The organism is Rhizobium sp. CB3060, assembly GCF_025200735.1.
Lineage (GTDB): Bacteria > Pseudomonadota > Alphaproteobacteria > Rhizobiales > Rhizobiaceae > Rhizobium.
Map to the genome: position 1 here is coordinate 1,748,778 of NZ_CP104158.1, position 21,631 is coordinate 1,770,408.

Genomic DNA, 21,631 nt, shown 5'->3' on the forward strand with positions numbered 1-21,631 from the left:
CAGCCGAAAGGAGCAAGACCATGGCTGGCACAGCACTTCGCGAGGCTTCTCGCTTGTTCAACCTCATGCGCGCCCGCGAAATTCAACGCACCGCGCAGCACACGCTCGATGACATCGCAACGCGTTTCCCGGCGCATCTGATTGACGATGTCAACGCCCGCGGCCTACCGCCGGATCGCATAGTTTCGGCCATCGAACGGAAGCCCGCCAACGTGCGATCGTTCAAGAATGCTAATGGCAGCTATAAAATCTATTCGCTTGATTGATAGGTGAAGCAACCCCATATTGGCTCGCAAAGGTCGCGACCTTTCGGGCATCTGAGAACCGAAGGAACCTTGAAATGACCACGATAACCTATAGACACACCGGCAGGACGCATAGCTCGCTTCCGCCGAGCGCCACTTTTGTACCGTTCATCACGCGGATCTTCGATCGCTGGCAGCAATGGCGTTCCGAGCGCGAGCTCGAGTCCCTTTCGGACGACGTACGCAAGGACATTGGCTGGCCGGCCATCAATGAGGCCAAAAATTCCAAGGTCCAGCGATGATCGCAATATGCTTTGAATTCTGAAGGCGACGCTCAACCACGCCGGGTGTCGCCTTTCGAACATTTATGCATCTAAACGCGTATTTGGTTTTATTTTGATTATTGTCGAAATATATATTTGGTTGCTTCAGGAAATTGCTTACCCGCCTCGCCCGCTTTATTTAAAGCGTCAATTTTAGTGAGCTTGCACAAATATCTCTTTGCGGCCGCTATTTTCCATGCCAATGTCGCTATTGGACCATCGAGCCGACGCATTTGACGCAAGGAATACGGCATGGTCGTGGAGCATGGATTTTCCTGATATGAGCAAGACTCCGATTAAGACGCGTTCCCTGGTTTTCTTCCTCGTTCCCCATTTTACCATGCTGCCGTTTTCCGCTGCGGTCGAGACGCTGCGGATTGCAAACCGCATGCTCGGTTACCCCGCCTATACGTGGCGACTGGCCTCGACAGATGGCCAGAAGGTTTATTCCTCCAGCGGCATCGGCCTCGAGGTCAATTCGTCGCTTGCCGACGAGCGCCGCAATCTCGGCGGTGAAAACCGGCCCAACATGGTGCTCGTCTGTTCGGGCATTTATGTCGAGGAGTTCCACAATAAGTCGGTCAATGCCTGGCTGCGTGAGACGTATAATCGCGGCGTTGCCGTCGGCAGCCTCTGTACGGGCGCGCATGTACTGGCCCAGGCCGGCCTCCTGAACGGCAAGCGCTGCGCCATTCACTGGGAAAATCTCCCCGGCTTTGCCGAAAGCTTCCCCCAGGCGGAAGTCTATGCCGACCTCTATGAGGTCGACAGCAATCTCTATACCTGCGCCGGCGGTACCGCTTCGCTCGACATGATGCTCAACCTGATCGGCCAGGATTTCGGCGAAAACCTTGTCAACCGCGTCTGTGAGCAGCAGCTTACCGACCGTGTCCGCAGCCCGCACGACCGCCAGCGTCTGCCGCTGCGCGCGCGCCTCGGTGTTCAGAATGCCAAGGTGCTGTCGATCATCGAGCTGATGGAAAGCAATCTCGCCGAGCCCCTGTCTCTGCTGGAGATCGCCGACGATGCCGGCCTTTCGCGCCGTCAGATCGAACGCCTCTTCCGCCAGGAAATGGGCCGCTCGCCCGCGCGCTACTATCTGGAAATCCGGCTCGACCGTGCACGTCACCTGCTGGTGCAGTCCTCTATGCCGGTCGTGGAAGTGGCGGTCGCCTGCGGTTTCGTTTCCGCCTCGCACTTCTCCAAGTGTTATCGCGAACTCTACAACCGCTCGCCACAGCAGGAGCGCGCCGAGCGCAAGCTCACCATGTCGAGCAACCGCACCGGCGTCGTCGTCTGAGCTTGGCCGACGGAGGCGGCTATTCCGCCGCTTCCTCTGTCATCTTGGCGTCGGAATAGACCTGATTGCGGCCCTTGTGCTTGGCCATATAGAGAAACTGGTCCGCGGCGTTGAGATAGTTCTCGAACGCCTCATGGCCCGCAATCTCGGCCACTCCGATCGACACGGTCACCGACAATTCCTCGTCGTCCGCATTCACCTTCAAATTGGAGAGATTGACGCGCACCTCGTCGCAAAGAGCCGTTGCAGCGCGTGAATCCATCTCGGTGAACAGGATAGCGAATTCCTCGCCGCCGAGACGCGATAGCAGGTTCTCGCTGCCTTCGAACAGGGAATGAAGCCGGCCCGCGACGGCCTTCAACACCTGGTCGCCGATCTCATGGCCATAGGTGTCGTTCAGATGCTTGAAATGATCGATGTCGAGGATCGCGACCGAGGTCGGCCGATGATGGCGCAGGCACTCGTTGACGATCCGCGGGCCGTGATCGTAGAAATAGCGTCTGTTATAGAGCCCAGTCAGATAGTCGCTTGCTGCGGCGGCGCGCAATTGCTTGAGCTGCATCAGCGTTTCGACATTGTGGGCGATGCGGCATTGCAGCTCCTCGGCCACAAACGGACGATAGATGAAATCGCTGGCGCCGGCCTTCAGGAACATCGCCGACAACAGACGGTCGTTCGAAGAGGAGATGCCGACGACCCGCATCCGATCCGAACCGTAGCGGTGGCGAATACGCCGGGTCAGCTCGTAACCGTCCATATCTGGCATGTGATGGTCGGTCACCACCACTTCGATGTCGCCATAGTCGTCAAGCATTGCCAAGGCTTCGACGCCAGTGCCGGCTTCGGCCACCTTGAACTGCTGCGCCTCCAGAAGCTCCACCAGCACGCGCCGCGCCGATGGGACATCATCTACCACCAGCACCCGCGTGCCGCGATTGGAGATGGCGCGCCGTACGGTGGAAACGAGATTGTCGAGCGCGAATTCATTGTTCTTCAGAACATAATCGACAATGCTGCGCTCCATGATGCGGTTGCGCATGTCCATGTCGAAGGACGCGGTGAAAACCACGGTCGGAATATGATGAGCGATAGCGACATCCAGAGCCTCGCCATGGGGTGCATCCGGCAGATTGAGGTCGACCACAGCCATGGTGAAGCCGTGCCCCTCCGCCAGCGCTTCATTCAGCGCCTTCAGCGAGCCGCAATGGGTAACGCTGAGGCCGAGTTCGGTTTGGAACCGGTGGGACAGGACAGAAGAAAACATGCGCGAATCTTCAACCAGAAGTATCTTCTGGCTGCCGCGGCGATGACCACGGCCATCGCTGAGGAAATCCACGCGGAACACCATTTGCCTTCACGTCCTCCCAGACTACCCGGCAGTCGCTGGTCGCATCTGCCTATCCCGAGCGAGATGAACGCCCGCCCCTCAACTCCATCGTGAACAGGATTCGTGAAGAAATTGGAACCAGAGATTGCAGAAATCTTGTACAGAAGATGAATTATCCTCATATTTTGTATTTCTGAACATCACCCGGTTCCTACTTCCTCCATGTCAGGCCCTCAACTTTACCTGCTGCATTGATTGGATCTGCAGCAGCGTGTCGAGGTTTTGGTTCACGCGGCAATAGAATTCTTCGTCGATGAACGGCCGCAGGATGAAATCATTGCCGCCGGCCTTGAGAAAACGCGCCGATAGGAGCCGATTGGTAGAGGATGAAACGCCGATGATGCGCAGCTCGTGCGAACCGATACTGGCTCGAATGCGACGCGTCAGTTCGAAACCGTCAATATCCGGCATGTTGTAGTCGGTAACCATCAGGCCGATGTCGCGATTGGCTTTCAGGATCTCCAGCGCCTTTGTGCCGTTCTCGGCGACGCTGACACGGAAATTATAGCGCTTCAGACGGCTGGACAGCAGCGCACGCGCCGTGGCGCTGTCGTCGACGATCAGCACGTGATGACGATGATTGGTCAGGAATCGGCAGATCGACTCGGCCAGCAGATCGACGGCGAAGATGTTGTCCTTGAGAATATAGTCGACAATATCCTTCGCAATCAGTTCGTCGCGCATGCCTTCCTGGAACGTGCCGGTGAAAACGATCGTCGGGATGCTGAGATCGATCAGATATTCCAGCGCCTCGCCCTTTTCTGCCCCCGGCAGATTGATGTTGGAGATCGCCAACCGGATCGGCTCCGACGACTTGTCGTAAGCAAACTGCAACTCTTCGAAATTCCTGCAGATTTCGATGTCGATATCGAAGAGTTCCTTCAGCTTCGTGCTGATCATCGACGTAAAGACATTCGAGTCCTCAGCGAGAAGAATGCGCGCTCCAGCAAGAGAGCCGCCGGAATACTGCATTCCCGAAATACCCAAAAATGGCATGATTAAACCTGCTAATAGAAATCGGCCCCATTCGAAACTTCTACAGCAAAGCACTTGAATATTTATTAAGTCGACTGGTTTCCCATAAATGAAAAAGACGACCGCCGGCCGCCTTCTCATATACTATACTCTGGACGTTGCCGCTCGGATAAGGTCATCAACCGCCCTCGCCCGCTGCCACGCCGTGCGATCACATCACTGGGCAGATGCCTTGCCGCGACGACGAGTGCCGCTCCTGACCTCCAGCGGCTCCGGCAGTTCCTCTTCGACCTGCGGAGCGATGTCTTTCACGACATCTTCATTGACGACTTCCGGCCCATCTGCGGAGTCGGCCAGATTGGTGGTCGCCAGCAGATCGGTCTGCCTGCCGCGCTTGCTGTCGCGGACGATGTGCAGCTCCTGATGCGGATAGGGAATAGCAATCCCCTCCGCCCGAAACCGTTTCAGAATATCGATGCGCAGATTGTTGCGGATTTCCATGCCGTCGGAGAGATCGGAGAGATAGAAGCGCATTTCGAAATCGAGCGAGGACGGACCGATGCGCAGGAATTCGACATGCGGCTCGGGATTTCTGAGCACCTTCGGGATGTCGCGCACCAGCTCCAGCAGAATGTCCATCACCCTCTGCGGATCGGCATCGAAGCTGACGGAAACCGGGATTTCAGAGCGCGCCAAGCGGTTGCGGTGCGTCCAGTTGCCGACGGAGCCGTTGATCAGCTCCGAATTCGGCACAATGATCGACTGCTTGCGGAAGGTTTCGATCTCAGTGGCGCGTACCGAGATGCGCTTGACGATGCCTTCCGAGGTACCCGAGACGATCCAGTCGCCGACCTTGAAGGGCCGCTCGACCAACAGGATCAGGCCCGAGACGAAGTTCGACACGATATTCTGCAGGCCGAAACCGATACCGACCGAGAGCGCGCTGGCGACGAGCGCCAGACTCGACAGGTCGATGCCGGCAGCCGAAATGGCGATGATAGACGCCACCGCTACGCCGAGATAGCCGATGCCGGTCTTCACAGAGTTGCGGACACCTAAGTCCACCTGGCCGCGCGCCATGACGTTGCTGTCCAGCCAGCGCTGGAACCAACGCGTCACGAGATAACCGCCGGCAAAGAGCAGAACGCCAGCGAAAATGCCGACCAGCGAAATCGACATGTTGCCGATGCGGATTTCGGTGAACAGACGATAGGCAATCAGCTCCAGATCCTGGATATGGAATCCCCAGGACAGCAGGATCAGCGGAATGCCGGTCATAAGCGCGACGGCATAGGTCGCAAGGCCGGCCCCGAGACCAGCCTGATCGAGCGCAACGTCGCCGAGCGCGAAACGGCTTTCGAGGAAACGTCCAATGATCGTCTCGGCAAAAACGCCCTGCCTCGACACCGACTTGCCGAGCTGGAAGCCGAGATACATGGTCGCCAGAACGGCGCTGGTGACGATCAACTGCGTTGCAATGAAGCGCGCCAGGCCGACATAGCCGATAAAAGCCGTGAAGATCAGCAATGTACCGAGCACCCGAAGGATGATCGCCATGCCATGCGGCCAACGACGGCCTGGAGCATCGGGATTGCCGTTCTTTGCAAGGATCGGCGAACCGAAGGAGGCGGCAATCAGAATAAGACCGATCAACAGAGCCGCAAAGAAGCTCTTCGCCACCGTGACGACAACCGGCGATCCCATGGATTCGCTGATGCGGTCGAAAACATAATCAAGACCGTTGACGACGGCCATGGCCTGCATGCACCAGCTCAGCGAGCGGGCACCTTTGTTGGACAGCTTGACGAGCCGCCAATGCGGCCTGAAGGGCGCAAAAACGGCATTGGCCAGGCGGCCGACGAAATAGACCAGTCCGATGAAGCCGAAGAGAGCGGCCAGGACAGGCGCGATATCCGGCCGCAGCACGTTGAAATTCGACAGGAAGAAAAAGGACGTAACGAGGAATGCGACCAGCGACAGCGTGCGGATCAGCGTCGACCAGAAGGCGACCGAGAGGCGGCTAATATAGGGCGGATTTTCAATGTTTTCGTCCCGCACATAATATCTGCGGAACAACCGGTAGCCTCCGGACAGAAAAATCAACGCCGCACCAAGCGACAGGAAGAGGGCAGCCATAAGCGACCCAAGCTTCGCCTTCACGACAAAGCCGATCCAGCTTGTTACGGCAGTGCTGAACTCTACGCCCTCGTTGACAAAGGCCGTTCCAGCATCCTCGAATGTGGTGGCGGAAACGCCAGTACGCTTGAACAGCGTCTCGGCAAACAGCTTGCGGCGCACTTCGACAAGTTGCATCACAAGCCGGTTACTCGCAGCAACGAGATTGTCGGCGTCGACAGTCACGGCGCTGATCTGCGAACGTTCGGCGTTGAGACGGTCGCGCTCCTGGGTAACGATCGCGGCTTCCGGCGGCTGCCCCTCCTTGGGCGGCGCACCGAGCTGTGTCAGGCGCGCGTCAATCTCGGTAGTGCGCGGCTTCAACCGCGCCGAAATCGCCGCTACGGAGCGATTGAGCTCGTCCGCCCGGCCGGAAAGGGCGACCAGCGCATTGTCATCAGCGCCCTCTTCCTTGGAGTCACCTTCGATCGAGGCGAAGTCCTTCTTTGCCTTGGCGAGATCGGCAACGGCAGTCTCCAGCAAACCGTTGGCGAGCTGCGCCGACTGCGGCGCTTGGCCTGCGGGCTGCTGTTCCGGTTGCTGCGTCGGTTGTGCCTGCTGCTGGCTTTGCGCAAAAGCCTGCCCGCCCATCAAAGGGCCGGCAACAATGGCTGCGCTCAGCCCCATAAGCAGCACGGGCAAAAAACGGAGACGGTGTTTCAGCGGGCGCAAGCAAAGCTCCTCGTCGCAGTAAAGTCGCCGGCGACGAGTAAACGGATTCGCCGCACGAAAAAACGGAAGATCGGATCTTCCTAAACTGTGATTGCGAATTTCATATTCCCTTGGCCTACGCCTTGTAAGGCAAAGAAAGGCGACACAAAGGCATTTACACCTTTATTCCCTCAGAATCCTGCTCCAGGCTCGGCGAGATAGTCTTTCTCAGCCTCTGTCGACACCCGGCCAAGGAAGACATTGCGATGCGGGAAGCGGCCGTAGGCGGCGATGATGGCGCGATGGCGAACCGCATAGTCGATCTGCTCTTCAAGGCCGAGCGAACGGAAAAGTGCCACGGACCGATCCTGTTCGGCCAGGTCTTCGGCATGCTCGAAAGGCAAGTAGAAGAATATCCGTCGTTCCGCCGGCATCCCTCGATCTGCGCCGAGCTGCAAAGCCTCTTTCGCCTCCTGCAAAGCCAAACCATCCGTCGCAAAGGCCAGCGGCGTGCCGCGATAGATGTTGCGGGCGAACTGATCGAGGACGATGACCGCTGCCAGCCGGCTTTCGGGCGTTACGCACCACAGATCCGGCACGCCAGCCGCCAATGCCAGATGCGTGTCGCGAAACCGACGGCGCATCTCTTCGTCAAGAGCAACGGTGGAGCGGAACCAATCCTCGCTCGTGCACTCCTCGAACCAGAAGCTCAGCACTTCCTCTGGCGTACAAACAATCGGATCTGCGGCCATTCGCTCCCTCCCGGCATGCCCGTCGGGAGATAGGTCCACGAGCGGCGGGTGGCAATGGTGAACGCCGCCCGTTGGTCACCTTTTTCGCAGGATCAGAATGAAGGCAATGCCGCCGACCAGACCGGTAACGATGCCGATCGGCATGTCCTCCGGCGCCATGACAAGCCGCGCAGCAATATCGGCCCAGACCAATGTCAGTGCCCCGAAGGCGGCGCTAAGCGGCACGACACGGACGTTGTCGCCGCCGGCGAGAAGCCGGACGAAATGCGGCACCATCAGTCCGACAAAGCCGATCGCGCCCGAAAAAGCGACCATGACGCCCGTCAGCAGCGCCGTGACAACAAACAGCATGAAGCGGAATTGCGAGACGGCAATGCCGAGCGTCGCTGCCGTCTCATCGCCCATGGCAAGCGCGTTGAGCTCCCGTGATTTCAGCATCAGCACGGCAAGGCAGACAAGCAGCACGCCGGCCGGATAGATCAGATGCTGCCACTGCGCCAGCCCCAAACCACCGAGCATCCAGAAGACAACGGTATTGGCCGCCCTGGGGTCGCCGAGAAAAATCAGGAGATTGCCGAGCGCGGTAAAGACAAAGGCGACGGCGACGCCAGACAGCATCAGCCGGTCGGCTGATTGCGAGCGCGTCAGCCGGGTCACCAGCGCTACGGCGGCGATCGCGAGTAGCGCGCCGGCGAAGGAGAATAAGGGTACGGTCAGTAGCCCAAGGATGAGCCCGGTGTGCAGTAGCGCCAGGATAGCACCGAAAGCGGCACCTGAGGAAACGCCGAGAAGATGCGGATCGGCCAGCGGATTTCGCGTCAAAGCCTGCAGCACAGCTCCGGTGACCGCAAGCCCGGCACCCACGAGCAACGCGAGAATGACGCGCGGAAAACGGACGTCCCAAACGATGCTTTCCTGTCCGCCCGACCAGGTGATTGGAAACAAGCTGGCATGCAGCTTGTTGCCGACGATCGACCAGACGGTCGCAAACGGGATCGGTGCCGCACCGAAGGAAACGCCCGCCGTGATCGACATGGCGAGGAGAGCGACCAGGAGAGGGATTAGAATGGGAAGGCCAATACGCATGCGAAAATCCAGGAAGCGATCCGATCCGCTCAGTGATCGACTGGACGGATCGGCATTGTCGTTCGTTACATCGCTTCCGGGTGGAAAGCCTTCGCCAGCGTTGCGATCGCCTCGATATTGCGCGGTCCCGGCGTGGCCTCGACATAGGGAAGCACGACGAAACGGTCGTTCTTCACCGCGTCGATGGTCTTGAAAGCCGGATTGTTCTTCAGAAATGCGATCTTCTGGGCCGCCGTGACTTCGCCGTAGTCAACGATGACGATGACCTCGGGGTTTTTCTCGATCACAGGCTCCCAGGAGACCTCCGTCCAGCTCTTTTCGACATTGTCCATGACGTTGGTGCCGCCGGCCGCTTCGATCATTGCCGTCGGGATGCCATAGCGGCCCGAGGTGAAGGGCTTTTCCTCACCGGAATCATAGACGAAAACACGGGTCGGCTTCTCGGCACGGCTGATCTTCGCCTGGATACCGCCAAGCTGCTTGCGATAATCCGCCACTAGGGCCTCCGCCCTATCCTCGACACGGAAAATCCTGCCGAGATTGAGCAGGTCGACGAACATGTCGTCCATGGTCGGCTTGTTCTTCTGCATGACGAAGATGCAGGATTCGGTGAGCTCATAGACCTTGATGCCGAAGGGCGCCAAAGTCTCCGGCGTCACTTCGCCGCCCACTTTCATGCCGTAGTTCCAGCCGGCGAAATAAAAGTCGGCATTGGCTCCGAGCAACACTTCCTTGGTTGGATATTTCGGCGACAGCTCCGGCATTTCCTTGATGCCGTCCCGCAGCTTCTCATCCAGCGTCTTCCAGCCGGAAACCCCGGTGTAGCCGACCATGCGATCCCTTAGCTTCAGCGCCAGCATCATTTCCGTGAGGTTGACATCGTTGGAAACGGCGCGCTCCGGCGCCTTGTCGAAAGTGACATCGCGATTGCAGCTACGCACGGTGACGGGCTCGGCCAAAGCACCGCCGGCAAAGAACGTGCCGAGCAGCAAGGCGGTAGCGGACAAGGACATGCGGAAAGACATGGATGGCTCCAAATTATCGAAGAGAAAACGTAAAACGATGGGATGTGTCGCCCACGACCTGACGGCTCGCTTCGACACGGAATGCGGATGAGATGCGCTCGGCGGTCAGAACCTCGATTGCCAAGCCATGGCCGCTCAGACGGCCGAAATCGAGCACTGCGACATGCGTGGCGAAATCGGCGGCGAGATTGATGTCGTGCAAGGTCGTGATGATCGTCCGACCAAGGCCTTTCAGCAGCTCCAGTATTTCGAGCTGATGGCGGATATCGAGATGGTTGGTTGGCTCGTCGAGGATAATCAGCTCCGGCTCTTGCGCCAGCGCGCGGGCAATCAATACCCGCTGCTTTTCGCCGCCCGAAAGCGACGCGAATTGCCGGAGCGCCAGATCCTTGAGCTCCAGGCGGACAAGTGCTGCCGCGGTCGCCGCATGATCCTCCTCGCTCCAACGCGCCATGCCCTTGCGATGGGGAATGCGGCCCATCATCACCACATCGCGGACGCTAAAGGGAAAATCGCCCGGCGTCTCCTGCAGGACGACGGCGATACGCTGCGCCGCCTCGCGCGGGCCGATCGACCAGAGATCGATGCCGTCGAGACGCACGCAACCCCGTTGCGGCCGGATACCACGATAGAGGCAGCGCAGCAGGGTCGATTTACCCGCCCCGTTCGGGCCGATGATTGCCAGCCGATCACCAGCTTTGACGGACAGGCTGATGTCCCGGATGATCGGTTTACCCTTATGCGGGCCCCAGGTGACGCCGTCAGCTTCCAGTCGCAAGCATTTTTCCAGCATGACCCCGCTCCTACTGCAAGAGCGTTGCTTGGCGTTCGGCCGAAACGATCGCAGCCGGAATGCGCGCCAATGTCTTGCCGCCCAGCATTTTCGGGCGTTCGCCTTCCCGTGTCAGGCCATCGGGCCGATCGCGGTAAAGCTCGGCGAAGGAGACGAGTGCCCCGATATCCGCCTCGCCCGCGATGTCGCCGAAGAGGTAGGTCGCCTTTGCCGTTGCCTGGAAGGCGACGGTGCATGGCCGATCGCAGCCGGCCATGCAAACGCTGCCCTCCAGACTGAAATCGTCGGAAAGTGCCGCGCCAGCCTGGGTAATGGCGGCCTGTAGATGCTTCAGCAAATCAAGACCGGGACGGCATGGCGCGCCGACGTGACGGCAATTCGTGCATACGGTGATCCGATGCGTCTGCTCTCTCGCTGTATCCATGAAAAGCCTCCCGGAGATCTCGCCGGAGGCAAAGTCAAGATAGGGCCTGCGGACACAAACGCGCCCTCGCCCAACCACTGAATTTCCATCGGAACACCCCGTCCGTTGCGGTTGACGTCATCGATGGCAGGTCTCCTGGCTCGCGGGTCACAGCCCGTTCGCACCTTCCCGGCATGAAGCCAGTGGCATGTCGCGAACGCGCTCTCCGCTTACAGTTGCGGGGGCAGCCACGGTTTTGGCCCCTGATGGGTAATCCGCACCGTGTTCCCTTTTCAGCCGCCCTCCGGATGATTCCGGCGGCAGCACCATCGGTATGGTTCATCTCACAGAAAATCGAAGCGAGCAATGGTAGTGTCATTGAGGTCTGCACTTGTCCCCGAATTCCGGCTGGCGTGAATGGCAAGCGCATTTGTTATGTTATTACGTTACTAATTTCAATCAAAAAATAAGGCATGGCGATGAGGCCGAAGCTCGTATTCATAAGGGCTGTTGAACATGGCAAATGACCTCGCCTCCGAGTTTAGGCGAGCGACAAAAATCCCAATCACACCGCCTTGCACTGCGGATAGAACCGGGCCGCCACGCCTTCGGCGGCCGCATAGGCCTGCGTGACGATCTCGGGCACGAGATCGATGTCCGGCAGGCTGCCGAGCCCCAGCGGGCCGATGGCGAAAAGTCCCTCGATTATGCGGCCATCTGTGGAAAGCGCGCCCGTTGCTTCGACAGCAAGGCCAAGACCGAGTTCATCCTGTGTGGCGAGGCCCGCGTTGATCAGGCTCCGCATCAATGGCGTATCGAGATCGGGCTCCCGGCAGCGGCAATCGATCACCTCGTCGGCATAGATCTGCTCCACGCCCTGCTGACCGGCCGGCTTCAGCATCAATCCGGTCGGCGTGCGCCGTAGAAATTGCCCGCAACGCGACAGCGTATTACCCTCCGCCAGCTCCTGCCTCAGCCGGACATACAGAGCCTCCGGCAGACGGTTTCTATGGCTGTCGTAAAGGGCGCGCAGATGGCGGTTGAATTGCTGCTTCTGTCCGGCCGGCAGCGAGCGCCAAAGGGAGCGCGCATGTTTGCGCAGGCCGTTCATGACGGATTGCCAGCTTTGCCCGCTCGCCTCCGCATTCTCGCAAGCCCGCCGAATAAAACGCACAATCTCGCTGAGACTGCCGGGCATTGCTTCTGCAGGAAAGACCGGATCGGCATTGCTGCGGGTGTGGCTCTGCGGCAGAAAGCCGTGTCTCGAAACGATGGTGATCTGCCCATCATAGCCGTTGTCGCGCATCTGCAGCAGCCGGTCCACGACGCGCAGACCGCTACCGAGCAAGACCGTATGCGGGCGCGACACTAGGCGGCGGGCGCGGACCGTCGTCGGCGTCGCCACCGGTTCGCCGCTCTGCGGCTCGTGATCGGCAATGCCGTAACCAGTCGCCAGGACCACGGTGTCGAACGGGGGATAGACGGCGCCGGCGCTCTCCACCAAAAAGCGGTCGCCATGGCTGCGGCGAAGGCCGATCACCGTCTCGCCGCTGACCTGCACCGCAATATCCCGCCGCGAGGACAATGCCTCGGAAAAGCGCTGGTACACATAGTCGCTGAAAATGCTTTTGGGGACGAATATCTGCAAAAAGCCCGGTATGGCCGCCGGCACGGCACTGCGGAACGCGGCATTGCTACAGAGCCAATCGTTGAAATCATCGGGATCGCCAGCGGAAACCGAGAGATCGCGCACACGGCTGTTCAGGATTTCGCTGCTATGGCCGGAAGCCAACGCCTGACCGCCGCTGACGCTGGAATTGGGGTCGAAGAGCTGCAGATGAAAAGGCGTCCGCACCGTCTTCATCAAGGCGATCGCCGTCATCATGCCGGAAAAGCCGCGGCCGATGACAGCGATGCGCGGCATCGCATAGGCCTGCGCCGAGGCATTTGCCCTGGCAGAAAAAAGTCCCTGAACCGTCATATCAACTCCTGGGGCAAGAGGTGGTCGATCATGCTTTTCTGAGGGCACGCTGATACTTTGCCTGTGACCCGCACACAGCTCGCGGCCATCAAACGCTCGGCCGCTAGAGCGCCGCGCGTCGTAAACGCATTGGACGCTCTGGTTCTTGAATCCAGGGCATCCCTCTACCTGACGGGATGCTCTGGGCGGGCTCCCATTCAAGCTAGGAAGCCCGTTGCCTTCGTCAACCTGGACACACATCGAGCCATTGACGGCTCGACAAATGTCATTGTCGCTATTGTCTACTTATTTAGTCGTATATGAAAGCGCGAAAATGCGCCGGTAGCAAGCGCTTTCTTGCGACCGCATTTTTCATGGAAGACGACGCTTATGGCATGGCCCCGCACAGGACGTCGTGCAACGGTGGTCTTGCCCGCCTGAATTGCCGATCCTCGACCCCCTTCGTGAACGCGGAAAAGAGTTGGAAGCCCTGCTCCCATCGGCCAAAACCGCTGGCGATATTGATGTGGCCGGCATGGCCGAGATCATGAAGCTCACTATCCCATCGCGCGGCATGATGCCGAAGCTCGACGAAATCCATGTACGGATCATCGCGGCTGCCAACGACAAAGCTCGGAAATGGCAGAGCTTTAGTCGGCATTGTGCCGAAATCGATGGCGCCGGGATGCAGCCTCTCCGTCCGGTCGAGATCACAGGGAGCCACAAGAAAAGCGCCTTTCACATGCCGGGCGGCGGGGCGATCTGCGAGATTTGCGGCAAGCAGGCATCCGAGACTATGCGTGACGAGCCAGGCTTCTTCCACCCGCTCCAACTCTCTCTCCAGCGCCGCCAACCAGTGTTCCAGCACCGGCCTCGACCATGAAGCCTGACGGACGATGGCCGCAGAGGTCTTATCACGCGCCCAATGGCGCTGCCAATGCCCCTCGGCGGAGCCGTTTAAACCCGGAAGAATCAGTGTCGCGACCACGGCGCTCTCCTGGATGCGAGCGATGGCTGCATTGAGCCGCCCGCTTACAATTTCTCCATTCGGTGCCTATTATGGCGGATAGCGAAATCTGCATAAGCAAAGAAAATCTATTGTATAGTAGATCTATAGAAATTACGATCATAGCGCTTTCGCATAGCTAAGTCACTGATATGCCATCGTTGATGGGGTTATGAATGGGAACTGTTTCACAGTTGCACGAGCGCACCAGACCGCTCGCACACCGCATTCAAAGCGACGAGGAAGCGCTGGAAATCGCGCGATCGCTGGCCATCCAATTTGCACGGCAGGCAAGCGACCGCGACATCAACCGGGTGTTGCCCTACGAGGAGCTGGAGGCCCTGTCGCAATCCGGCCTGCTCGGCATCACCACTCCGTCCGAATATGACGGCATCGATATTTCCAACTCCGTTCTTGCCGAAATCATAGCCATTCTGGCCGAAGCCGATCCTTCGATCGCCCAGATTCCGCAGAGCCATTTCTACATTCTGGAAGCGCTTCGCGTCGATGGCAGCGAGGAACAGAAGAATTTCTTCTTTACCAGGGCGCTGGCCGGTGACCGCTTCGGCAATGCATTTTCCGAAGTCGGCACCGGAACGGCCGGTCAATACAACACGCGCCTGACATCGGACGGGTTGGGCTATCGCGTCAACGGCCGCAAATTCTATTCCACCGGCGTACTTTTCGCCGACTGGATCGGTATTTTTGCGCTGAACGCAGACGACGAACTCACCCTGGCACTTGTCCCGCGTGGCGCTGAAGGCATCCAGATCATGGATGATTGGGACGGTTTCGGTCAGCGCACATCCGGCAGCGGCACCACCATTCTGCATAATGTCTACGTTAACGCCGACGCTGTCGTCGCGCATCACAAGGGCTTCGAGCGGGCGACGACCATCGGTTCGGTCGGCCAAATTATCCATGCCGGCATCGATCTCGGCATTGCCCGCGCCGCTTTCACCGAGACCGTGGAGTTTGTGAAAACGCACGCACGCCCCTGGATGGACAGCGGCGTCGAGCGAGCGGCCGATGATCCGCTGACCATCGCCAGGATCGGCCAGATCGCCATTCGCATCGAGGCAGCCGCAGCCATGCTAGAACGCGCCGGCAGGAAGATCGATGTTGCTCAGATCAATCCAACGGAAGATGATGTGATCGAGGCCACACTTGCTGTGGCTGCCGCGAAAACCCTGACGACGGAAATAGCCATCGAAGCCTCGAATACACTGTTTGAGCTCGCTGGCACCTCTTCGACCCGCATCGGCCTCAATCTCGACCGTCATTGGCGCAACGCCCGCACCCACACGCTGCACGACCCGGTTCGCTGGAAATATCACATCGTCGGCAACTATCATCTCAACGGCGTAACACCGCCGAAGAACTGGACGCTCTGACGAATTTTGTATCGGAAGGTGGAGAGAGACCGTGACTGCAAATCGCCGTGCCAGTTTGGAAGAGATACGGGCCTTTCACGCGAAAATGATGGCTGCCGCCAGCAATTCCCATGATGAAAGGCTTGAGCGGATTTTCGAGCTTGTACCGCGCGAAGCGTTCCTGGGTCCTGGGCCTTGGCAGATAAAGGTCAATCGGCGCTACATTGAAACGCCCGGCGCCGATCCCTCCATTCTTTATCAGAATGCGCTCGTCGCTTTGGACAGAACCAAAGGCATCAATAATGGGGAGCCGTTCCTGCATGCGGCCTGGATCGGGGTTGCCGCCCCGAAGTCCGGCGACACCGTAATCCATATTGGCGCGGGGACGGGGTACTATACGGCGCTCCTGTCGATGCTGGTGCTGCCAAATGGCCATGTTCATGCGTTCGAAATCGAAGAGGATTTGGCCAACCGTGCACGCGCAAATCTGGAGCCATTCGAGGGAATTTCCCTCGTCCATGGCGATGCGACCACTCTGGCGCTGCCGAATGCCGATCTCATCTACGTAAATGCCGGCGTAATCGCCCCACCGGCATCGTGGCTTAAAGCATTGCGGCCCGCAGGCCGGATCATCTTTCCGTGGCAAGCCAGCAAGAAGGCAGGGCTTGCTGTCCTGATCACCCGCACGGAAACTGGCTACGCAGCGCGGCCTTTGATGCCGTCATGGTTCATTCCCTGCGTCGGCGCCTCGGATGTGGACCAATGCAGCAAGTCTCCGAGCCGTGACGACGCCTGGTCGATCCGGAAGGTTTGGCTGACCGAGGATCGCGCGCCCGATGAATCCGCCGCCGCGATCTACAGGGATCTTTGGTTCTCAAAAGCCGGTGACGGCGAACAATAAGCTTGTTCGGGAACCCAATGGGTTAGCCGATATTCGAAGCGCGATAATCTTCCTGCTCTTCGATTTCGATTCCAGGCCCGCCGCCGGCGACGAACTGTTCGAGCGTCATATTGTCGAGAATCGCCGCGATCGCGTCGCGGACTTCCGTCATGGAACGGCGCACATGACAGCGCTCCGGATCGGCGCAATCGTCGCAGGCTTCATAGGCCGTGCGGCTGGCGCAGCGGATCGGCGCGAGCGGACCGTCGAGCGTGCGGATGACATGGCCGATGCGGATATCGGAGGCAGGGCGCGATAGCGAATAGCCGCCGCCTGGCCCCTTCTTCGAGCGCAGCACGCCGGCATTGCGCAGTTCCAACAGGATGGTGTCAAGGAATTTCTTCGGGATATTATTGCGGGACGCGATGTCGTTGATAAACGCAGTTTCGCCCGGCCCGAGGCGTGCCAGGTCCACCAGCGCCTTCAACCCGTATTTTCCTTTTTTCGTGAGCATCGCTATCCACTTACTGCAAAGTCGATTGTTGTAAGCCCGGCACGATTCGATCGAGACTCAACCGGCTTGTCCTGTTCGTCATTGACCTCGGAAGTAACGCCGCCGCCCCGTGCGAACAAGATAATAACTCACAAATTGTATAGTTTATATGAGTAAATTTGGGCAAATGTATCGCTCAAGCAACGTTTTTGCACTTTTTTCTACCTTTACGCGGCGCTGCTATCGACTTTTGGCTTGTTATGCTTGCGCTGGGTGTGTTCGGGGGCATTTTGGGCAATCGCCGACGCCACCTGTTCGGCGACAAAAACGGCATGCTCGACCACTTCGGGCAGGCCCATAAGTTCGCCGAAAGTGCCCCGCGCCAAAGGTCCGGAAATGAGCAGCGACGGTGCCGTCTTACCATCAGCGCCGAGCGCCAGCGATGCCGTATTGCAGGCAAGGCCGAGCCCTGTGGCATCGATGGCGAGATAGCCCGCATCCGCAAGGGCGCCGATCCAGCCTTGCGAGCCCAGAATGCCGCGATGGCCCGGCCCGGTCGTCACGACGACCGCATCGAATTGGCGATCGAGGCTCCTGCCCGAGCGGCTGAGCCGAAGCGTACAGTCGATCACCTCGCCCTTCGCCTCTACGGACGCGACGGAAGCCGCGAGTACATCGAGCCTGCCGGTGCTGATCGCCTCCTCACTGACGGCCTCGACCTGCGGCGCGACACGGAAGCGATGCACATCCCAAAAGGGCCGCAAATGCCGCACCACACGACGACGCTCGCTGAGCGGCATTGCCTGCCATAAATCTCCTCCCTGCGCGCGCACCTGATCGATCACCGCATGCCAAGTCCATCCCTCGCCTTCTGCCTTACGAATAGCGGCGCGCACGCGCCTCAGAAGATCAAGCGCTGTCCGTGACGGCTGACTGACGAAATCGCCGAACAACTCCTGCTTCACCGGCGCATGCCCGCGCGATCGCAGCCCGCGTCGGGAAATTGCGGTGATCGGTCCTTTATGACCACGCAGCTCCAGCGAGGCGATGACGTCGGCGGAGGTCAGGCCGTTACCGACCACCAACACCCGATCGCCGGGGCGGATGGCATCGAGCGCATCCGGCCGCGTCGGGTCCGCGACGAAACGCGGATGACCGGCAAGCGCATTTTGCAATGACCGCGGCGGCAGAGGCGACGGATGGCTTGTGGCGATGACGAGAATATCCGCCTCCAAGCGCCGCCCTGCCTCGCCCGTGATCACCCATCGGTCATCCAGCCGCCGGACATCCGCAACCCTTTCCGCGACATGGGTGATGGCACCGCCATCGATAAAAGGCTGCACCATGGCATTGATATAACGACCAAAAAGCCCGCGCCGCGGAAACAGGCTGCCATTCGCCGCGACCGCCGTCTGGTCGCCTTCCAGCGCATTATTCTCTTGAAGCCAGCGCTGGAAATGTTCGAGATCGTCAGGAAACAGGCTCATCTTAGCTGCCGGCACATTGATGCGATGCGCGGGGTCGCGGGTATCATAGGCAAGCCCCGCCCCGAGCCTGGCGCGCGGTTCGAAAATGAAGAGTTGACCGGGCTGCAGCGCTTCCGATTGCAGCAAGTGAAAAGCAACCGCCGCCCCCGAAATGCCGCCGCCGATGATTGCGATGACGGGCCGATCACGCGATTGATCGTCAGAACAAGTGGTCATCGCCAAATCCTTCCAGATCGATCGATTGCGCCGAACACTTCGCCGGCGGCAACCGAAAATGCCTACGGCATAGGAATATACTCTATAAATTTTATTGACAATAGAATGCCGATGGCAGCGCGATGGTTCCAACCGGCTGCTGACCATCCGTGACCGCCGACACATCCATGCAAATAAGGACTTCTTTGTGCCTCGCACAACAGCGTTATCGCACCGCAGGATGTGAAAACCTTGGCATACACGGAACAAAGGCACATACTACCGATTGTTCTAATACATGTTCTCTGGGAGGAGAAACATCATGGAACTGCTGCACCTGCTCACCCCCTTCGACTATATGCTGGTTCTGGTTCTCGCAGCCATTTTCGTATTCAGCGTTATGGAAGGCGGCGGGCATAAGAGGCATTAGTTTGCCCCGGCCGAATAGCAGAATTTCTCCAAAGCCCAGCAGTGGCGAATTGAAGGTTTGGCGTGTGTTTTCGCCGTCTATCCTTCTGCAAAATTTATGATTTTGATCCCGCTTCGAATGAAAGCGATCTGTAGATCGCGTCAGGAGTAGAACGCGGTCGAAGGAACAGTTCCGTTTTTCCGCAGTTACCTTTTTGTAAAAGGAGAACGCGATGCCAAAATTGAATGCAGGTTTCACGGGAACGCCGGTCGAGCAGCCCGAAGGAGTGAAAAGGGCGGTAAAGTCGGCAACATCCATGGCCAAGCGCGAGGCGCAAGCCGTTGCTATAGGCGCTCAGGAACACCAAACAACGACCGCAACGATCGTCGCAATTGGCGCAATTATTTTTGGATTGGGCTACCTGATGGGAAGAAACGCCGCGGAAAGCGAGCGCTCACATCACTGGTGGTAATCCCCAAATGCTGCCGCAGTCGTCAGGACGGCATTTCTTGAGTCATTCGGCAGCAGGCAAAGCGAGATCACAGTAAATTCCAATCATGGGAACTTACCTGAACGCCAACGGTTAGATTCAGAGAACTTTGGGTTTGGCATGGCCATGCAAAGTCACCTTGCGTTCATTCTTTATGCAGGCACCGTAGTCGCGATGGGATGCATCCTGATTCTCGCAACGCTGATTGCGCCGGATCCCGATTACTCGAACCGCCTTCCCGCATCACCTTATGCAATCAATCATGCGCAATGAAGTCGCGCGCCCATGTCGCCGCATGATGCGTGCATAGCGACCTTGTGGCCACACTGGCCACGCCGGGCTCTGGAAACAGAAAACCGCAACAACCTTTATTTTCAAGGCTTTGCGGTAATTCTCAGAAGAAATTTTGGTGGGTGATGTAGGGCTCGAACCTACGACCCGCTGATTAAGAGTCAGCAGGTCTCGCATTTCTCATTGTCCATGATTTCATGCGTTGTCAACAAAGTCGGCGGATCAAGGCCTTAGAAACAAGGATAAATTTGTTGACGGCCGCTCAGTCCACCTATTTTGCGTCAATATTCTTTGATGTGATTTGGCGCCGTGTTTCCAAACCACAGGTGATTTGGCTGCTGACATGTCCTGCTTTTGGGTCTAGCTCTTGCCAAGCGATTCCTCCCGGGTCACCATTTCCATCAAACAGAGAGAAAGAGACCCATCGGATGCCATCAGAACACTTTTCAGGTCACACGCTTACGAAGGTCAAAAACCAGATTAAGAAGGGCGTATCCGCGGCGGTGGTCTATCGAGACCAGGACACCACTGGTCTCGCGATAAAGATCACGAAGACTGGCGCGAGCTGGTACTACAGCACGCGCGACACGAACCTTCAGATCGCTCCCTTCTCACATTTCGGCCTAGACGATCTTCCGATGCTTCGAGAGCTGGTCGTAAAGATTAAGAAAGCCGCCAAGGCGGGGCAGCCGATCGAGATACTGGTGAAGTCGTTTGCAGCCGGACACTCCGTTCAGGACGCTAAGCACTTGCATGATGTCGCGACTGGGCAGGGCGTGACGTGGGAGGTCGGCCGCGATCTGTATCTTGAATGGTGTGGACGAAACCGGAACCCCGACACCGCCCGGGGCTATAAGTCGGCTCTTGGAGCAACGCCTGGCTTGCACGACGACTTTGCCCCGATTCACGGAAAGCCGCTTGCGGCGATCCTGACGCGAGACCTCGCGCAGGTGCGCGACAACATCGTCTCCCGATGCACGGAAAGAGCCATCGAGCAGCATCAAGCTCGGGACACCAGCAGGAAGGATGTCGTCAGCGGGATCCGTCAGGCCGACCTGACGGTGTCTGCGTTGAAGGCCGCATTCAAGCACTTCGTGAACAAGAAGCAATTCAACCTCGATCGCAACCCTGCGGCCGATCTCTCGAAATGCTTGGAGCGACCAACCGAGATCGCAGGGAAGGATAAGTTCCGTGCGCTCACACAGATCGAAATCGGGGCATTGTGGGAAGCTCTGGAAGCATGCCCGAATGAGACGGTGCGTGGAGTGCTCAAGCTTCAGCTTCTAACCGGACAGCGCCGAACGACGCCTACGATTGCACTGCAGTCTGCATTCCAGTTCGACTCTGGCGCTTACGACTGCATCTGGGGTCTGGAAGACAAAAGCCACCACTGGCGGAAACTCGCGTTGCCGCCCCTCGCCGCGAACATCGTCAGGCATGCCCTTCGTATGGCGACCAACAATCCTGACTCAAATCATCTGTTTCCGAAGCAGCGACCGAAGAAACAGGGCGACACGATGGAAGGGCACATCAACGTCCGCACAGTTTCAGACGGCATTGAGGACATGAGAAAACCCGGAGGCGTCTTCGAGCTGATGCCATTCAATGTGTCGACGCACGATCTCCGCAAGGCGTTCGTCTCCATTGCCGGACCTAAGATGTCGCAGTTCATCCTTCGTGGTCGTCCGATGGACGCTGAAGAAGTTGAAATGATCACCCACAAAAACGAGGGTCGCGAGAGCGTCGCACAGCTCGTCTACGACAAAAACAGTTATCTCGACGTGAAGCTTGAAATTCTGACATGGTGGCAAGAATACGTGCTCGAGGGTCACCGTATGTACGTTGCATCGCTGAAGATGAAGGAGGTGGCCTGATAGTCGCCCTCTTGTCACCATCTGGTGATCCTTACGCTATGCCAGTGCCCGAGGAACT

The 21,631-nt window shown here is 58.4% G+C and carries 19 protein-coding genes and 1 riboswitch; of the genes, 7 read left to right on the forward strand and 12 right to left on the reverse strand.

Annotated elements, in window-relative coordinates; all coding sequences use genetic code 11:
* Nucleotides 1–20: 20 nt before the first annotated feature.
* The 3 genes from N2601_RS08560 to N2601_RS08570 all read left to right on the forward strand — a co-directional run bounded on the left by N2601_RS08560 (nucleotide 21) and on the right by N2601_RS08570 (nucleotide 1,868).
* On the forward strand, nucleotides 21–266 hold the full coding sequence (locus tag N2601_RS08560) for a hypothetical protein (RefSeq protein WP_104823405.1): 246 nt from the start codon (nucleotides 21–23) through the stop codon (nucleotides 264–266).
* Nucleotides 267–340: 74 nt separating this feature from the next.
* Nucleotides 341–547 carry a hypothetical protein gene (locus N2601_RS08565; RefSeq protein ID WP_104823406.1) on the forward strand — a complete coding sequence of 69 codons (207 nt, stop codon included), beginning with the start codon at nucleotides 341–343 and terminating at the stop codon, nucleotides 545–547.
* Nucleotides 548–848: 301 nt separating this feature from the next.
* Nucleotides 849–1,868, forward strand: coding sequence for a GlxA family transcriptional regulator (locus tag N2601_RS08570; protein WP_348632693.1), 1,020 nt, complete (start codon nucleotides 849–851; stop codon nucleotides 1,866–1,868).
* A gap of 19 nt (nucleotides 1,869–1,887) precedes the next feature.
* On the opposite strand, the gene N2601_RS08575 is transcribed toward N2601_RS08570, so the two are convergent.
* From N2601_RS08575 to N2601_RS08620, 10 genes are all read right to left on the reverse strand, one after another.
* Entirely contained in the window at nucleotides 1,888–3,216 is a 1,329-nt protein-coding gene (locus tag N2601_RS08575; protein WP_104823408.1) for a diguanylate cyclase, read from the reverse strand.
* Nucleotides 3,217–3,420: 204 nt separating this feature from the next.
* Nucleotides 3,421–4,251, reverse strand: coding sequence for a response regulator (locus tag N2601_RS08580; protein ID WP_104823409.1), 831 nt, complete (start codon nucleotides 4,249–4,251; stop codon nucleotides 3,421–3,423).
* A 195-nt stretch (nucleotides 4,252–4,446) separates the two neighbouring features.
* Nucleotides 4,447–7,077: a mechanosensitive ion channel family protein gene (locus N2601_RS08585; RefSeq protein ID WP_104823410.1), complete on the reverse strand. Its 2,631-nt coding sequence runs from the start codon at nucleotides 7,075–7,077 to the stop codon at nucleotides 4,447–4,449.
* Nucleotides 7,078–7,247: 170 nt separating this feature from the next.
* Nucleotides 7,248–7,808, reverse strand: coding sequence for a DUF924 family protein (locus tag N2601_RS08590; RefSeq protein WP_104823411.1), 561 nt, complete (start codon nucleotides 7,806–7,808; stop codon nucleotides 7,248–7,250).
* Between the two features lie 75 nt (nucleotides 7,809–7,883).
* Complete coding sequence (locus N2601_RS08595; RefSeq protein WP_104823412.1) at nucleotides 7,884–8,894, reverse strand: FecCD family ABC transporter permease; 1,011 nt, start codon at nucleotides 8,892–8,894, stop codon at nucleotides 7,884–7,886.
* Nucleotides 8,895–8,959: 65 nt separating this feature from the next.
* Nucleotides 8,960–9,919 (reverse strand): ABC transporter substrate-binding protein, encoded by a 960-nt coding sequence (locus tag N2601_RS08600; RefSeq protein WP_445944996.1) that lies wholly within the window; start codon nucleotides 9,917–9,919, stop codon nucleotides 8,960–8,962.
* Between the two features lie 13 nt (nucleotides 9,920–9,932).
* Nucleotides 9,933–10,712, reverse strand: coding sequence for an ABC transporter ATP-binding protein (locus N2601_RS08605; RefSeq protein WP_104823414.1), 780 nt, complete (start codon nucleotides 10,710–10,712; stop codon nucleotides 9,933–9,935).
* A gap of 10 nt (nucleotides 10,713–10,722) precedes the next feature.
* Entirely contained in the window at nucleotides 10,723–11,136 is a 414-nt protein-coding gene (locus N2601_RS08610) for a DUF1636 family protein (RefSeq protein ID WP_104823415.1), read from the reverse strand.
* Between the two features lie 108 nt (nucleotides 11,137–11,244).
* Nucleotides 11,245–11,461, reverse strand: a riboswitch (cobalamin riboswitch).
* Nucleotides 11,462–11,680: 219 nt separating this feature from the next.
* Entirely contained in the window at nucleotides 11,681–13,096 is a 1,416-nt protein-coding gene (locus N2601_RS08615) for an FAD/NAD(P)-binding protein (RefSeq protein ID WP_104823416.1), read from the reverse strand.
* 367 nt (nucleotides 13,097–13,463) lie between these two features.
* Entirely contained in the window at nucleotides 13,464–14,063 is a 600-nt protein-coding gene (locus N2601_RS08620; protein WP_104823417.1) for an RBBP9/YdeN family alpha/beta hydrolase, read from the reverse strand.
* Nucleotides 14,064–14,257: 194 nt separating this feature from the next.
* Here N2601_RS08620 and N2601_RS08625 point away from each other — a divergent pair, with 194 nt between their 5' ends.
* Both N2601_RS08625 and N2601_RS08630 read left to right on the forward strand, forming a co-directional pair.
* Nucleotides 14,258–15,475 carry an SfnB family sulfur acquisition oxidoreductase gene (locus N2601_RS08625; RefSeq protein ID WP_104823418.1) on the forward strand — a complete coding sequence of 406 codons (1,218 nt, stop codon included), beginning with the start codon at nucleotides 14,258–14,260 and terminating at the stop codon, nucleotides 15,473–15,475.
* 31 nt (nucleotides 15,476–15,506) lie between these two features.
* Nucleotides 15,507–16,355, forward strand: a complete 849-nt coding sequence (locus N2601_RS08630; RefSeq protein ID WP_245463843.1) for a protein-L-isoaspartate O-methyltransferase family protein — start codon at nucleotides 15,507–15,509, stop codon at nucleotides 16,353–16,355.
* A gap of 22 nt (nucleotides 16,356–16,377) precedes the next feature.
* Here the strand turns inward: N2601_RS08630 and N2601_RS08635 are convergent, their stop codons facing one another.
* Nucleotides 16,378–16,848, reverse strand: a complete 471-nt coding sequence (locus tag N2601_RS08635; protein WP_104823420.1) for an RrF2 family transcriptional regulator — start codon at nucleotides 16,846–16,848, stop codon at nucleotides 16,378–16,380.
* A gap of 206 nt (nucleotides 16,849–17,054) precedes the next feature.
* Entirely contained in the window at nucleotides 17,055–18,530 is a 1,476-nt protein-coding gene (locus tag N2601_RS08640) for an FAD/NAD(P)-binding protein (RefSeq protein ID WP_104823421.1), read from the reverse strand.
* Nucleotides 18,531–19,150: 620 nt separating this feature from the next.
* Here N2601_RS08640 and N2601_RS08645 point away from each other — a divergent pair.
* Both N2601_RS08645 and N2601_RS08650 read left to right on the forward strand, forming a co-directional pair.
* A complete protein-coding gene (locus tag N2601_RS08645; RefSeq protein WP_104823422.1) occupies nucleotides 19,151–19,390 on the forward strand; it encodes a hypothetical protein in 240 nt (79 codons plus the stop codon).
* Between the two features lie 737 nt (nucleotides 19,391–20,127).
* Nucleotides 20,128–21,573: a hypothetical protein gene (locus N2601_RS08650; RefSeq protein ID WP_260303887.1), complete on the forward strand. Its 1,446-nt coding sequence runs from the start codon at nucleotides 20,128–20,130 to the stop codon at nucleotides 21,571–21,573.
* Nucleotides 21,574–21,631: the final 58 nt, after the last annotated feature.